The organism is Paenibacillus sp. FSL R7-0652, from assembly GCF_038595045.1.
In the GTDB taxonomy this organism is placed as follows: Bacteria; Bacillota; Bacilli; order Paenibacillales; family Paenibacillaceae; genus Paenibacillus.
Genome location: NZ_CP152001.1, coordinates 4,331,373 through 4,348,820 on the forward strand (window position 1 = coordinate 4,331,373; position 17,448 = coordinate 4,348,820).

A 17,448-nucleotide genomic window follows, 5' to 3' on the forward strand; every position below is an offset into this window, starting at 1 on the left:
GAGAGAGTTATGCACAATGTTTCTTCTTAGCCTCTATTTTTACCGCTTTTTCTTTTTGGAAGATAATGCCTTATAGATATCATCTAGTTCTTCAAAGGTGACATCATTGAGCGTAACATCGCTAGGTGTCAAAATTGTTTTTTCCATACTTATACAGTGATCAATTACCTTGATCAGCTGATCTTGGTAATGATTCAACAATCGCTCTATGTTCTCTGTTAAAAACTCGTTAGTATTATACGAAACACTTAAAGTCAACTGTTGGTTATTTACAATTCCTGTAATAGCAAGTGGGAATGTACGTTTTGACTGATTGCTTATATTTTCCCCACCACTATAAGGAGACAATTTAATAAATCCATTATCTTCATTGCTCCCGTTAAATTGCCCTAGATAATTAAAACTTATCTCAGGAAGCGTTTCAAAGTTTAAATCCACATTTCTCTCTCTTGGCGTCAAATACTTTAATATCTCGTATCCCACACCTTTGTTTGGTACTTTCCGTAACATTTCTTTTACTGTCTTGATTTGTTGACCGATTTCTTCTGACTGTACATCTAAAATAATTGGATATTTTGAGGTGAACCATCCAATAGTACGACTGACATTAGTATCCTCATTAAATTTTTCTCTTCCATGACCTTCTAGTTCCACACAAACTCTATTTTGTCTAGTCCATGATTTAATAGATAACGCAAGAGCAGTAAGCAATATATCGTCGATTTCTGTGTTATAAGCTTTAGAAACACGAGTTAGCAGAGTGTTTGTTTTTTCCTTTGATAACATAACACTTATTACTTCATTTATAGGTGCGCTACTCTCGCTTCCTGTATGGTCTTTAGATAGAGGTCTCAATCTTGATAGTTTTTCAATTTCTGCCCAATAGGGAATCTCAGATAATAAGTTGTTACTTTTAGCATATTCGTTCAACTTTTCTGACCATTCTTTATAAGAATCTGTTTTCATTGGTAAAACAGGTTCCTTATTGGATTTTAGCTGATGATATATTGTTGAAAAATCTTCTAATAATATTCGCCAGGACACCCCATCTATTACTAGATGATGAATTACAATCATTAGATGATCTCCAAGAACAGTTTTAAACAATCCTAATTTGACTAATGGACCATGCTCTAAATCGATACTCTTATGAAGAGTTTTTCCTAACTCAATAATACGAGAACCTATATTCCTATCATTTATTTTTTCAGTTTGTAGTGTAAAACCGATTCCCTCATCAAGTCCGCGGTTGTATTGCTTATACTCTCCACGTTCAAAGCTATATTTCATACGAAGCGCATCGTGGTGTGCAAGAATCTTTTCAAAAGATTTTTGTACTAATTTCTCACTAAACCCTGCCTCACTAAACAGTACAACTGATTGGTTCCAATGATTTATTTCTGAGAAACTTTGATTAAAAAACCAATGTTGTATAGGAGTTAGTAAAGCTTCTCCTTCTACTACGCCCTGGTAAATTCTTCTACTAACCTGTTCTAGATAAGGACTTAATTCGAATATGGTTGGGAAGGTAAATATATCTTTAATTGAAACCTTAAATTCAAATTTGTGTAATTCAGCCGATACCTGAATTGCTTTTATTGAATCACCCCCAAGTTCAAAAAAACTATCCTCAATTCCTATTCTTTCGACCATCAAAACATTTTCCCATATTTTTGTCAGCATTTTTTCAATTTCGTTCCTTGGCGCTACATAAGTCCGTCCGGTTGTTTGTATCTTTCCATTCGGTTCTGGCAGCGCTCTACGATCTATTTTCCCATTCGATGTTAGCGGAAGGTAATCTAGCTCCACAAAATGCGCCGGGATCATATACTCCGGTAGTTGTCTACTTAAATATTGACGTATTTCTTCCATTAGTAGTGTTCCCTTGGTTACCACATAACCACATAAAGACTTCAATCCTAGTTGGTTTTCTCTCGCCACCACGACTGCCTCAATGACCTGTTCATGGTTAACCAACCGCGCTTCAATTTCTCCCAGCTCAATCCGATACCCCCGAATCTTCACCTGATCATCTATTCGTCCCAGGTACTCCACGTTTCCATCGGGTAACCAGCGGGCTAGATCGCCTGTCCGGTACATTCGCTCGCCAGGTTCAAATGGATTGGGAACAAAACACTTAGCGGTGAGTTCCGGCTGATTCAGGTACCCTCGAGCTAATCCATCTCCAGATGTGTACAGTTCTCCTACCACTCCTATAGGAGCTGGCTGCATCCCCTTGTCCAATACATAGACTTTTGTATTTGATACAGGTTTTCCGATAGGAACTGATTCTTTCTGTAGTGTTGTGATTGGGTAAAAACAAGTAAACGTTGTATTCTCCGTTGGGCCGTATCCATTAATTAGATTAATACTTGTTGTGTTGTCTAACAATTTCATCACATGTTTGGGTGATACTGCTTCCCCACCGACAAGTAACGTCTGTACTCCACTGAACATCTCAATATCATAATCCACGGCTAGATTAAATAATGCTGAGGTAAGCCACATGATAGAGACATTATTCGCTACGATATTCTCTCGTAAGTTATCCAATGAAATCGTGGTTGTTACGAGGATTAGTTTTGCACCGTTAAGTAAAGCACCCCAGATTTCAAATGTAGCCGCATCAAAGGATATAGAAGAAGCCTGCAATAATGTATCTGCTTCATCTATACTGATATAATTTGTATCCTTGACTAATCGGACGACACCTTGATTTACGACCAAAACTCCCTTGGGCTTCCCGGTTGTCCCGGAGGTGTATATCACATACGCCAGGTTTTGAGGTGAACTCACTCCCGCTAAATTGTCTCCTGGACCGCTGTATATCTCTTGATCCTCCAGATAAAGCATGGCTCCTTGGAACGCTACCCGGTCGGCCACGTGTCTTTGGGTCAAGATAAGAGCAGTTCCACTATCTTCAAGCATATACGTGATCCGTTCCTGCGGGTACGTCGGATCCAGCGGTAAGTAGGCTCCGCCGGCCTTCAGGACTCCCATAATTCCAACGATCATTTCAAGCGATCGTTCCACCATTAGTCCCACGATACTTTCTGGGCCTACTCCCCGTGCGCGTAAATTCCGCGCCAATTGATTCGCACGTTCATTCAGCTCCCGGTAAGTTAGCTCTTCGCCTTCATACACCACCGCTATATTCTCAGGTGTCCGCTCAACTTGTTCTTCAAACAACTGATGGATCGTTTTTTCTTTCGGATAGGCTGCTTCCGTCGCATTGAAACCGGCGATCTGTGCTTTCTCCGATTCCGTTACTACCTCTACCTCGCTCAGCTGAAGATGCGGGGCCTCAATGAGGCTTCTCAGTAACTGTTGCCAGTGTCCCGACATCCGCTCGATCGTCTCACGATCATATAGTTGGGTTGCGTACTCAATTTCACACTGAAGACTTCCTTCTGTCTCCCAGGCGGTGACCGTGATATCCATCTTCGATACGTGTCCTTGCCCCGGGTTGACCTGAATCTCCAGATCCTCCAGTTCAATGGTCCGCTGCTCCATATTCTGCAACACAAACATGGTATCAAACAGTGGGTTTCGACTCATATCCCGGCGTGGTGCCACTTCTTCCACCAATCGATCAAACGGGTAGTCCTGATTGCCATACGCGCCTAGCGTCGTTTCTTTCACCTCAGCCAAAAATTCCGTGAAACTCTTTTCTCCCCGAGGCTGATTCCGCATCGCCAGGGTATTCACAAACATCCCCACTACCGGTTCCAGATCCGCATGCGACCTTCCCGCAATCGGCGTCCCTACTACGATATCCTCTTGGCCCGTATATCGATGCAGCAACGTATTATAGGCCGCGAGCAGCACCATATACAGGGTGCTTCCCGTTTCCAGGGCCAGTTTTTTCAGTCCCTCCGTGATCTCTTCGCTCACCTGGAAGCTCATTCGACTGCCTTCATAACTCTGGACCGCCGGCCGCGCACGATCGGTCGACAATGCTAACACGGGAAGCTCACCCGACAAGGTCTCCGTCCAGTAGGCTTGCTGCCGGTTCATCTCCTCCGATGCTGTACGCGCATGTTGCCAGACGGCATAATCCTTGTACTGAACCCGTAGCTCGGACAACGCTTCACCCGCATACAAACGCGCAAACTCATCCGCCAAAATCCCCATGGATACTCCATCCGAGACAATATGCGGCATATCCAGCAGCAAAAGGTGATGTTCTTCGCCCAGCTTCACCAATTTCGCCCGGAATAACGGCGCCTGTTCTAAATCAAAGGGACGCACAAACTCTGCTGCCACGGTATCGGCTGCGCTCTCCTCCGCTTCTTCATAGGCCATGGCAAAGTCCACTTCGGGATGAACGTACTGTACAATCTCTCCGTCCACCATCCCAAAGGAAGTCCGCAAACTTTCATGCCGTCCTACCAAGGTCCGGAAGATCCTTTCCAGCTGAGCAAGGTCGCATGCTCCCTTCAGAACGAGGCTAACGGGCATATTGTATACCGTTTGAGCTCCCCCAAGTTGGTGTAGAACATACTGACGTTTTTGTGAGGCTGACACCGGGTAGTACTTCCGTTCTTCCACCGGTTCAATCAGGGCATACGCTCCTTGCTCAGCCTGCTCAATCCGCACTGCTAGTTCTTCGATTGTTGGATACTGGAACATCTCCCGTAACGGAATGTCCACCGCAAATTCTCGATTCACTCTCGATACCACAATCATGGCATTCAGCGAGTGACCGCCCAACTCAAAGAAGCTGTCCTGCACTCCGATTTTTTCAACGCCCAGCACGGATTTCCATAGTGCAGCCAACTGCTCTTCGGTCTCACTACGCGGAGCCACATATACCCGTCCCGATTCCATGGTGCCGTTTGGTTCTGGCAATGCCTTGCGATCCAGTTTGCCATTCGGCGTCAGAGGTAGTTGATCCAGCTGCACAAAATGGGCTGGAATCATATAGTCGGGCAATCCTTGGCCAAGATATTGACGCAATGATGCCACCGTCAAATCTCCGTTCGCTACCACGTATCCACATAAATAGGACTGACCCTGAAGATCTTCCCGCGCGACCACGGCTGCTTCTATCACGTGTTCATGTTTAGCCAGCTGAGTTTCAATTTCTCCCAGCTCAATCCGGTACCCCCGAATCTTCACCTGGTCGTCGATCCGTCCCAGGTACTCCACATTACCATCGGGTAACCAGCGGGCCAGATCGCCTGTCCGGTACATTCGTTCCCCTGGTTCAAACGGATTTGGTACAAATCGCTCGGCAGTGAGTTCCGGCTGATTTAGGTAGCCTCTCGCCAATCCATCCCCGGAGATGTACAGCTCCCCGGCAACACCTAGAGGCTGTAGGTTCTGAGAAGAATCTAGTATATAAATTCTTGTATTATCTCCAGGTGAACCAATAGGTACTGATTTGAAAATGTTCCCAGAAGTATTGCAAGTATAGCTCATACAATTCACTGTAGCCTCAGTCGGGCCATAGGAATTAAAGATTTCAATTTCAAATCCATTCTGAACGACTGTATTTACCAAAGTTTGTTCTAGTAACTCCCCACCAATTATTAATTTTTTAAGAGTCTGAGATTTAATTTGTTCATTGAGTATTAATCTCATGTGTGAAGGGGTCAATTTCAATATTTCTACCTCGTCATTCCTCAAAACATCTTGAAGTAAGGTTGCGCCATTACTATTTCCAAACACAATTAATTTAGAACCTATTAGTAATGGTGTAAATAATGAAGTAACTGTTGCATCAAATGAGATCGTCGAATATAGAGGGAAGTTCATTTGGTTATTTTCGCAATAAATTCCTTTTGCCCACCAAACATAATTCACCAAGTTCCGTTGTTCGATAAGCACTCCCTTTGGCTTCCCTGTCGAACCTGATGTGTAAATCACATACGCCAGGTTTTGAGGTGAACTCACTCCCGCTAAATTGTCTCCTGGACCGCTGTATATCTCTTGATCCTCCAGATAAAGCATGGCTCCTTGGAACGCTACCCGGTCGGCCACGTGTCTTTGGGTCAAGATAAGAGCAGTTCCACTATCTTCAAGCATATACGTGATCCGTTCCTGCGGGTACGTCGGATCCAGCGGTAAGTAGGCTCCGCCGGCCTTCAGGACTCCCATAATTCCAACGATCATTTCAAGCGATCGTTCCACCATTAGTCCCACGATACTTTCTGGGCCTACTCCCCGTGCGCGTAAATTCCGCGCCAATTGATTCGCACGTTCATTCAGCTCCCGGTAAGTTAGCTCTTCGCCTTCATACACCACCGCTATATTCTCAGGTGTCCGCTCAACTTGTTCTTCAAACAACTGATGGATCATTTTTTCTTTCGGATAGGCTGCTTCCGTCGCATTGAAACCGGCGATCTGTGCTTTCTCCGATTCCGTTACTACCTCTACCTCGCTCAGCTGAAGATGCGGGGCCTCAATGAGGCTTCTCAGTAACTGTTGCCAGTGTCCCGACATCCGCTTGATCGTCTCACGATCATATAGTTGGGTTGCGTACTCAATTTCACACTGAAGACTTCCTTTTGTCTCCCAGGCGGTGACCGTGATATCCATCTTCGATACGTGTCCTTGCCCCGGGTTGACCTGAATCTCCAGATCCTCCAGTTCAATGGTCCGCTGCTCCATATTCTGCAACACAAACATGGTATCAAACAGTGGGTTTCGACTCATATCCCGGCGTGGTGCCACTTCTTCCACCAATCGATCAAACGGGTAGTCCTGATTGCCATACGCGCCTAGCGTCGTTTCTTTCACCTCAGCCAAAAATTCCGTGAAACTCTTTTCTCCCCGAGGCTGATTCCGCATCGCCAGGGTATTCACAAACATCCCCACTACCGGTTCCAGATCCGCATGCGACCTTCCCGCAATCGGCGTCCCTACTACGATATCCTCTTGGCCCGTATATCGATGCAGCAACGTATTATAGGCCGCGAGCAGCACCATATACAGGGTGCTTCCCGTTTCCAGGGCCAGTTTTTTCAGTCCCTCCGTGATCTCTTCGCTCACCTGGAAGCTCATTCGACTGCCTTCATAACTCTGGACCGCCGGCCGCGCACGATCGGTCGACAATGCTAACACGGGAAGCTCACCCGACAAGGTCTCCGTCCAGTAGGCTTGCTGCCGGTTCATCTCCTCCGATGCTGTACGCGCATGTTGCCAGACGGCATAATCCTTGTACTGAACCCGTAGCTCGGACAACGCTTCACCCGCATACAAACGCGCAAACTCATCCGCCAAAATCCCCATGGATACTCCATCCGAGACAATATGCGGCATATCCAGCAGCAAAAGGTGATGTTCTTCGCCCAGCTTCACCAATTTCGCCCGGAATAACGGCGCCTGTTCTAAATCAAAGGGACGCACAAACTCTGCTGCCACGGTATCGGCTGCGCTCTCCTCCGCTTCTTCATAGGCCATAGCAAAGTCCACTTCGGGATGAACGTACTGTACAATCTCTCCGTCCACCATCCCAAAGGAAGTCCGCAAACTTTCATGCCGTCCTACCAAGGTCCGGAAGATCCTTTCCAGCTGAGCAAGGTCGCATGCTCCCTTCAGAACGAGGCTAACGGGCATATTGTATACCGTTTGAGCTCCCCCAAGTTGATGTAGAACATACTGACGTTTTTGTGAGGCTGACACCGGGTAGTACTTCCGTTCTACCACCGGTTCAATCAGGGCATACGCTCCTTGCTCAGCCTGCTCAATCCGCACTGCTAGTTCTTCGATTGTTGGATACTGGAACATCTCCCGTAACGGAATGTCCACCGCAAATTCTCGATTCACTCTCGATACCACAATCATGGCATTCAGCGAGTGACCGCCCAACTCAAAGAAGCTGTCCTGCACTCCGATTTTTTCAACGCCCAGCACGGATTTCCATAGTGCAGCCAACTGCTCTTCGGTCTCACTACGCGGAGCCACATATACCCGTCCCGATTCCATGGTGCCGTTTGGTTCTGGCAATGCCTTGCGATCCAGTTTGCCATTCGGCGTCAGAGGTAGTTGATCCAGCTGCACAAAATGGGCTGGAATCATATAGTCAGGCAATCCTTGGCCAAGATATTGACGCAATGATGCCACCGTCAAATCTCCGTTCGCTACCACGTATCCACATAAATAGGACTGACCCTGAAGATCTTCCCGCGCGACCACGGCTGCTTCTATCACGTGTTCATGTTTAGCCAGCTGAGTTTCAATTTCTCCCAGCTCAATCCGGTACCCCCGAATCTTCACCTGGTCGTCGATCCGTCCCAGGTACTCCACATTACCATCGGGTAACCAGCGGGCCAGATCGCCTGTCCGGTACATTCGTTCTCCCGGTTCAAACGGATTTGGTACAAAACGAGTGAGAGTTTGATCCTCATTGTTAATGTATCCTGCGCCAAGGCTACTACCTGCGATGCAAATTTCACCTTCAATACCTAATGGTGCAAGGCCATTGGATTTATCAACAATATAAATTCTTGTATTATATATGGGCTTTCCGATTGGGACAGATTTATCTTCCAACAGAGAATTTTCTCTAATACGTTGGTACAACACAATATCTGTACACTCTGTTGGCCCATAAATGTTTACTATTTGTGTTTTGTTTGTGAGTTCCAGTGTTCTCTTTAAACCATCTACCTTTAATGGCTCCCCCCCGATAAACAACCAGTTTAGGGAGGTCAGTTGATTTTTTGAGGCATTACCAACAATTGAATAAAGCATAGTTGGTGTACAGTTAATAACTGAAACTTTGTATTTTTCAACTAAATCAACAACAGTGAAGGAGTCGAACGGGCCAGCTGGTAAGAGAACTATCGTCCCCCCCTTTATCAGAGGAGCAAAAATGTTTTTCTGTGTAGCATCAAATGCTGGGGAGGTTACGATTAAAAATATGTCACTATTAACTATTTTAAACTCATTAACATACCAGTTCACCAAATTAACAAAACTATTGTGATATACACTCGCTCCTTTAGGAACTCCTGTAGAACCTGAGGTGAAGATAGTGTAAATTCTCTCATTCACATTAATACAATTGACAGGATTAGCTCTATTCTCTTGTTCCAAGATCTTAATTACGCTTTGGGAGTCAAGACATATAGTAGTTACTTCTCCCTGGAACACACTTCTCTTCCAAAATACCTTTGTCACCACAATTTGTATCTTACTTTGTTCTATCATATGACTGAGGCGTCCCTTAGGTAATTCTGGGTCGAGTGGGATAAACATAGCTCCAGATTTAATTATTGCTAATTCACTAATAATCAATTCCACAGAACGCTCAAGACAGATACCTACCGAATCACCTGTACATACCCCCAGTGTTGAAAGATGATGCGCCAATTGATTCGCACGTTCATTCAGCTCCCGGTAAGTTAGCTCTTCGCCTTCATACACCACCGCTATATTCTCAGGTGTCCGCTCAACTTGTTCTTCAAACAACTGATGGATCGTTTTTTCTTTCGGATAGGCTGCTTCCGTCGCATTGAAACCGGCGATCTGTGCTTTCTCCGATTCCGTTACTACCTCTACCTCGCTCAGCTGAAGATGCGGGGCCTCAATGAGGCTTCTCAGTAACTGTTGCCAGTGTCCCGACATCCGCTTGATTGTCTCACGATCATATAGTTGGGTTGCGTACTCAATTTCACACTGAAGACTTCCTTCTGTCTCCCAGGCGGTGACCGTGATATCCATCTTCGATACGTGTCCTTGCCCCGGGTTGACCTGAATCTCCAGATCCTCCAGTTCAATGGTCCGCTGCTCCATATTCTGCAACACAAACATGGTATCAAACAGTGGGTTTCGACTCATATCCCGGCGTGGTGCCACTTCTTCCACCAATCGATCAAACGGGTAGTCCTGATTGCCATACGCGCCTAGCGTCGTTTCTTTCACCTCAGCCAAAAATTCCGTGAAACTCTTTTCTCCCCGAGGCTGATTCCGCATCGCCAGGGTATTCACAAACATCCCCACTACCGGTTCCAGATCCGCATGCGACCTTCCCGCAATCGGCGTCCCTACTACGATATCCTCTTGGCCCGTATATCGATGCAGCAACGTATTATAGGCCGCGAGCAGCACCATATACAGGGTGCTTCCCGTTTCCAGGGCCAGTTTTTTCAGTCCCTCCGTGATCTCTTCGCTCACCTGGAAGCTCATTCGACTGCCTTCATAACTCTGGACCGCCGGCCGCGCACGATCGGTCGACAATGCTAACACGGGAAGCTCACCCGACAAGGTCTCCGTCCAGTAGGCTTGCTGCCGGTTCATCTCCTCCGATGCTGTACGCGCATGTTGCCAGACGGCATAATCCTTGTACTGAACCCGTAGCTCGGACAACGCTTCACCCGCATACAAACGTGCAAACTCATCCGCCAAAATCCCCATGGATACTCCATCCGAGACAATATGCGGCATATCCAGCAGCAAAAGGTGATGTTCTTCGCCCAGCTTCACCAATTTCGCCCGGAATAACGGCGCCTGTTCTAAATCAAAGGGACGCACAAACTCTGCTGCCACGGTATCGGCTGCGCTCTCCTCCGCTTCTTCATAGGCCATAGCAAAGTCCACTTCGGGATGAACGTACTGTACAATCTCTCCGTCCACCATCCCAAAGGAAGTCCGCAAACTTTCATGCCGTCCTACCAAGGTCCGGAAGATCCTTTCCAGCTGAGCAAGGTCGCATGCTCCCTTCAGAACGAGGCTAACGGGCATATTGTATACCGTTTGAGCTCCCCCAAGTTGATGTAGAACATATTGACGTTTTTGTGAGGCTGACACCGGGTAGTACTTCCGTTCTACCACCGGTTCAATCAGGGCATACGCTCCTTGCTCAGCCTGCTCAATCCGCACTGCCAGTTCTTCGATTGTTGGATACTGGAACATCTCCCGTAACGGAATGTCCACCGCAAATTCTCGATTCACTCTCGATACCACAATCATGGCATTCAGCGAGTGACCGCCCAACTCAAAGAAGCTGTCCTGCACTCCGATTTTTTCAACGCCCAGCACGGATTTCCATAGTGCAGCCAACTGCTCTTCGGTCTCATTACGCGGAGCCACATATACCCGTCCCGATTCCATGGTGCCGTTTGGTTCTGGCAATGCCTTGCGATCCAGTTTGCCATTCGGCGTCAGAGGTAGTTGATCCAGCTGCACAAAATGGGCTGGAATCATATAGTCGGGCAATCCTTGGCCAAGATATTGACGCAATGATGCCACCGTCAAATCTCCGTTCGCTACCACGTATCCACATAAATAGGACTGACCCTGAAGATCTTCCCGCGCGACCACGGCTGCTTCTATCACGTGTTCATGTTTAGCCAGCTGAGTTTCAATTTCTCCCAGCTCAATCCGGTACCCCCGAATCTTCACCTGGTCGTCGATCCGTCCCAGGTACTCCACATTACCATCGGGTAACCAGCGGGCCAGATCGCCTGTCCGGTACATTCGTTCCCCTGGTTCAAACGGATTTGGTACAAATCGCTCGGCAGTGAGTTCCGGCTGATTCAGGTAGCCTCTTGCCAATCCATCCCCGGAGATGTACAGCTCCCCGGTAACACCTAAAGGCCGTAAGTTCTGCATAGAATCTAGTATATACAATTTATGATTGTCGATTGGCTGTCCAATCGGAACAGTAGACTTAACTTCTTTTGAACACTCGAAAAAAGATACATCTACCGTTGCTTCAGTTGGTCCATATAGATTGATTAAAGAAGAGCTACCCGTTTGTAACAAGGTGTTGAACTGAGATACAAGATGTGGGGACAAAACCTCCCCGCTTACAAAAAACATTCTCACTTGAAAAGTATCCGCTACGTTTTTATGCTCGATAGATTGCATAAATGTCCTAAACACCGAAGGTACAAAGTGTACGACGGTGATGTTCCATGTAGCGATTGCATCTGCCGTGGCTTCGGGACTTTTTTCCATTCCAGACGGCAGGTAAACAGTTTTCGCCCCTACAAGGGTTCCCCAAAAAAGTTCCCATACAGAAACATCAAAACTAAATGGGGTCTTTTGTAATAAAATATCTGTCGTCAATAAAGGAAATTCTTTTTGCATCCAATTCAACCTGTTAACGACTGAACGATTTTCAATGAGCACTCCTTTAGGCCTTCCGGTCGTCCCGGAGGTGTATATCACATACGCCAGGTTTTGAGGTGAACTCACTCCCGCTAAATTGTCTCCTGGACCGCTGTATATCTCTTGATCCTCCAGATAAAGCATGGCTCCTTGGAACGCTACCCGGTCGGCCACGTGTCTTTGGGTCAAGATAAGAGCAGTTCCACTATCTTCAAGCATATACGTGATCCGTTCCTGCGGGTACGTCGGATCCAGCGGTAAGTAGGCTCCGCCGGCCTTCAGGACTCCCATAATTCCAACGATCATTTCAAGCGATCGTTCCACCATTAGTCCCACGATACTTTCTGGGCCTACTCCCCGTGCGCGTAAATTCCGCGCCAATTGATTCGCACGTTCATTCAGCTCCCGGTAAGTTAGCTCTTCGCCTTCATACACCACCGCTATATTCTCAGGTGTCCGCTCAACTTGTTCTTCAAACAACTGATGGATCATTTTTTCTTTCGGATAGGCTGCTTCCGTCGCATTGAAACCGGCGATCTGTGCTTTCTCCGATTCCGTTACTACCTCTACCTCGCTCAGCTGAAGATGCGGGGCCTCAATGAGGCTTCTCAGTAACTGTTGCCAGTGTCCCGACATCCGCTCGATCGTCTCACGATCATATAGTTGGGTTGCGTACTCAATTTCACACTGAAGACTTCCTTTTGTCTCCCAGGCGGTGACCGTGATATCCATCTTCGATACGTGTCCTTGCCCCGGGTTGACCTGAATCTCCAGATCCTCCAGTTCAATGGTCCGCTGCTCCATATTCTGCAACACAAACATGGTATCAAACAGTGGGTTTCGACTCATATCCCGGCGTGGTGCCACTTCTTCCACCAATCGATCAAACGGGTAGTCCTGATTGCCATACGCGCCTAGCGTCGTTTCTTTCACCTCAGCCAAAAATTCCGTGAAACTCTTTTCTCCCCGAGGCTGATTCCGCATCGCCAGGGTATTCACAAACATCCCCACTACCGGTTCCAGATCCGCATGCGACCTTCCCGCAATCGGCGTCCCTACTACGATATCCTCTTGGCCCGTATATCGATGCAGCAACGTATTATAGGCCGCGAGCAGCACCATATACAGGGTGCTTCCCGTTTCCAGGGCCAGTTTTTTCAGTCCCTCCGTGATCTCTTCGCTCACCTGGAAGCTCATTCGACTGCCTTCATAACTCTGGACCGCCGGCCGCGCACGATCGGTCGACAATGCTAACACGGGAAGCTCACCCGACAAGGTCTCCGTCCAGTAGGCTTGCTGCCGGTTCATCTCCTCCGATGCTGTACGCGCATGTTGCCAGACGGCATAATCCTTGTACTGAACCCGTAGCTCGGACAACGCTTCACCCGCATACAAACGTGCAAACTCATCCGCCAAAATCCCCATGGATACTCCATCCGAGACAATATGCGGCATATCCAGCAGCAAAAGGTGATGTTCTTCGCCCAGCTTCACCAATTTCGCCCGGAATAACGGCGCCTGTTCTAAATCAAAGGGACGCACAAACTCTGCTGCCACGGTATCGGCTGCGCTCTCCTCCGCTTCTTCATAGGCCATGGCAAAGTCCACTTCGGGATGAACGTACTGTACAATCTCTCCGTCCACCATCCCAAAGGAAGTCCGCAAACTTTCATGCCGTCCTACCAAGGTCCGGAAGATCCTTTCCAGCTGAGCAAGGTCGCATGCTCCCTTCAGAACGAGGCTAACGGGCATATTGTATACCGTTTGAGCTCCCCCAAGTTGGTGTAGAACATACTGACGTTTTTGTGAGGCTGACACCGGGTAGTACTTTCGTTCTTCCACCGGTTCAATCAGGGCATACGCTCCTTGCTCAGCCTGCTCAATCCGCACTGCTAGTTCTTCGATTGTTGGATACTGGAACATCTCCCGTAAAGTTAAATTTAATTTAAAATACTTATTTATCTGATGCATTAATATTGTTGCATTAAGCGAATGGCCACCTGTCTCAAAAAAATTAGTTCTAATACTAAAATCCTTCGAATTCAGAGTTTCACTCCAAAAATCAAACAATACACTCTCAACTTTTGATAAGGTATTGACATTTTCTTTATCCTTATAAAGTAGTTCTATATCATTGATAATTTTCTCATACTTATTTTCTTCTAGATATTGTGAAAGTAGAAATCTCTGTAACTTTCCGCTAGTAGTTTTAGGCGCTTGCCTTATTGGTATAATATAAGTTGGTGCAAAACCAAACTTATCTAATATGGTTGAACGAATACGAGGAATCATTTCAATAAATTCGTTCATTTTTTTTCTGTAGACGACAAAAATCACAAGTTTGTCTTCTCTAGTTTTAATATCATGTAATCTAGAAGCAATGACTTTGTTTAATGGAATATTAATAGCCTTCTCTATTACTGCTTCAATGTCTTGGGCAAAGTAATTTTGACCATTTTTTATAATTGTATCTTTATACCGCCCAGTAATGACTAGCCTACCCTTATGTACAAATCCTAAATCTCCAGTGTTAAGCCAATTATCATTTAAGAAAATTTTTTTTGTCTCATCTGGATTGTTGTAGTAACCACTGGTTACATTATTACCATGTATTTCAACTATACCGACTCTATCATCATCAAGTGGAACCCCCTCTAAGTTTGTAATTCTTACTTTAGCTCTTCTAAGCGGGTAGCCCAAATCAACAAAGGATATCGTTTCAGAGGTTAATTCATCAGAGAGTGAAACTTTTTCTCCAATTTTTATAGAACGACGATTTATATTCCATATGCTGAACTCTTGACTTAGTGGCTGCATAGTTATTGCTACTGTTCCTTCAGCAAGACCATAGACAGGTAAAATCGTACGTCTTTTTAACTTCAAAGAACTGAAAACATCATAAAACTCATTACAAAGCTCTGCGGAAATAGGCTCAGCACCATTTACGATAATTCTTATACTAGATAGATCGAGACCAGCATGCTGCTCTGCGTTGTAAAAATTCAAACAATGCCTTAATCCAAAGTTGGGAGAAAAAAGTTGAGTAATGCGGTACTTACTTACAAGTTTAAACCAATTAATTGGTGAGCGCACAAAAGAATTAGTGGGCATCAAGTACTGATTAATGCCCGCATAAAGAGAGGCCAAGTGAAAAGCAATCAATCCCATATCATGAGTTAACGGCATCCAACTCAAAGAACTATCCGATTCGTTAACACCTGATGCTTCGATCATATCTTCTATATTGGTGATTAGATTATTGTGAGTAAGAACAACTCCTTTAGGTTGACCCGTTGATCCTGAGGAAAACTGAACAAGGGCAGTGTCGGAGGAAGAAGGTTTAAAAATAACACCTGTTGGATCAGGGTCAATAAAGGAAAGATTCAGGTGAGATATTGTCAAACTATTATGAATAAGAGCTTGCCAAAACTCTTCATCAATATTACCAATTATTCCGGAAATTTTTTTTTCAATATCAATGTCTGTAACCAATTTTGGTCGACGCATTTGTTTCAAAATTTTTATTAATTTTTCTTTGTGATCTGTATTATCTCCTATTGCAACTGGAACTGGGATATAACCTCCTAATATACATGCCCAAAATGTTACAATAAATTTCTTATTATCCGAAATTTGAAAAACTATCTCATCACCAATCTCTAAATCAGTTTTTTGCATGTCTGAAAGTAAACTTCTCGAAAGATTAAATAAATTTGCATACGAAATAAAACATTCTTGAGTTGAACTATCTGAAAAAATAATCCCACTATTATTTTCTTGTTTTAAAGAAATTATCTTTTCAGTTAATGTCATCACGTTATTCATTAAGTGTGCCCTCCCAATTAAAAATAGAAATTTTAAATTAAAGCATTGAAGCTACGATTCAAAACACAGATCGTCTGTACGACTCGATGCAAATTCGGTTTTCATTTAGTATAGTAAACTTTCATAAAGTAGTTATAGAAGTAATCAACTTATAACTACCAATCCAGTAATTTGATTTAGACGACATTATAAGTAAGGTTGAATTTTATCCTTGACTGTTTGACAGACCACGGTATAGCTTGTATTCAGAAAAAAATGATTTCCAGGGATTTCATGGAAATCACAGGTGCCTAAGCTATAGTCACCCCATGCTAATATGCTTTCATAGTCAATATCTTCATCACTTCCATACAAAACACTTATGTTTTGACTTATTTTTTTCTTCGGTGGAGCTTTATAGCATAAATCGCTTATTATTCTAAAATCCGCTTTCAGAATTGGTATGAAAATTTCTCTAAATTCAACATTATCAAAGAATCCATCTGGGGTCCCATTGAGATTAATTATTTCGTTTATAAAATTCTCATCAGAAAGCAAATAAATATTTTCGCGTCTTTTCCGAAGATGAGGTGCTGCTAATCCAGAAATAAATACATGTTTAGGAAGAATGGTTTCAGACCTTTTAATTAATTCATAAGTAATTAGGGCGCCCATACTATGACCATATATTGCATATTCATCGCATGTAATTCTTTTTTTTATTTCTTGTTCGACATCCAACACTGCTTGATCCATTGATCTATATAATGTTTCGTTAAATCTACTAGCTCTCCCTGACAACTCTATAGGGATAACTTGAATGTCTGGATTTAAAATATTTTTCCATTTATAATATATATTGGAAGAACCGCCAGCATAGGGAATACAAAACAGTTTAATATCTAAACACCTCTTATCCTTTATTTTCTAATAACGATATCATATATTTTTCCAGTCGACAACTTCTGTATAGTCACATCATACGTTAATACTGATATGTATTTTTAATATTAATTTAATAAATTAAACGTATTATTTAACCTTAAGGTACACAGTGAAAGAAAACAGAGCATGGGAAAATGGACTCTGCACTAAAAACTAGAGAAATTATCCTTAAACGCTATGGCGTAGCAACTAAAAAAGTTTTTGTCGTTTGCAGGTAAAACAAGGTTGAAGATAAAGTTAGATCATTGAGAAGTGTGGGATTTAAGAGTGAAGCCTTGTTCAAGTAGGTATGAGAAGCCAAGACAGTGAGTTCTTCGAGGATTATCTAATATGTTAGAGTATAAAACCCGGAGATCAATCAAGTAATAACTAATATAAATGTTTCGGTTATTAATGCAAACGGGGCGTTTTTTGGAAAAATGGATCAGTTGTAAATCACAGAAGGATATATTTCCTGACAATAGAGTTTCATGATATTTCATAAATAGATATTGACATCCGTTTTCAGGCCAAAAACCGATTAGTATTCCCGATCTTAAAAACTGGAATTACCGACTGTGCTGATCCTACTGCAGAAGTAATCAAAATTAAACATGTGCTAATTGATAATAAGTTTATATTTCTTTTGAATTGTAT

The 17,448-nt window shown here is 44.4% G+C and carries 2 protein-coding genes; both read right to left on the minus strand.

The annotated features are described in order from the left end of the window. Positions 1-39 precede the first annotated feature (39 nt). Positions 40-15,888 carry a non-ribosomal peptide synthase/polyketide synthase gene (locus tag MKY97_RS19125; protein ID WP_342551891.1) on the minus strand — a complete coding sequence of 5,283 codons (15,849 nt, stop codon included), beginning with the start codon at positions 15,886-15,888 and terminating at the stop codon, positions 40-42. A gap of 186 nt (positions 15,889-16,074) precedes the next feature. Continuing rightward, positions 16,075-16,791: a thioesterase domain-containing protein gene (locus MKY97_RS19130; protein ID WP_342556389.1), complete on the minus strand. Its 717-nt coding sequence runs from the start codon at positions 16,789-16,791 to the stop codon at positions 16,075-16,077. Between the last annotated feature and the right edge of the window lie 657 nt (positions 16,792-17,448).

Bases quoted from the DNA above. Each gene is read 5' to 3' on its own strand.
- MKY97_RS19125 (WP_342551891.1), bottom strand. From the start codon at position 15,888: ATGAATAACGTGATGACATTAACTGAAAAGATAATTTCTTTAAAACAA.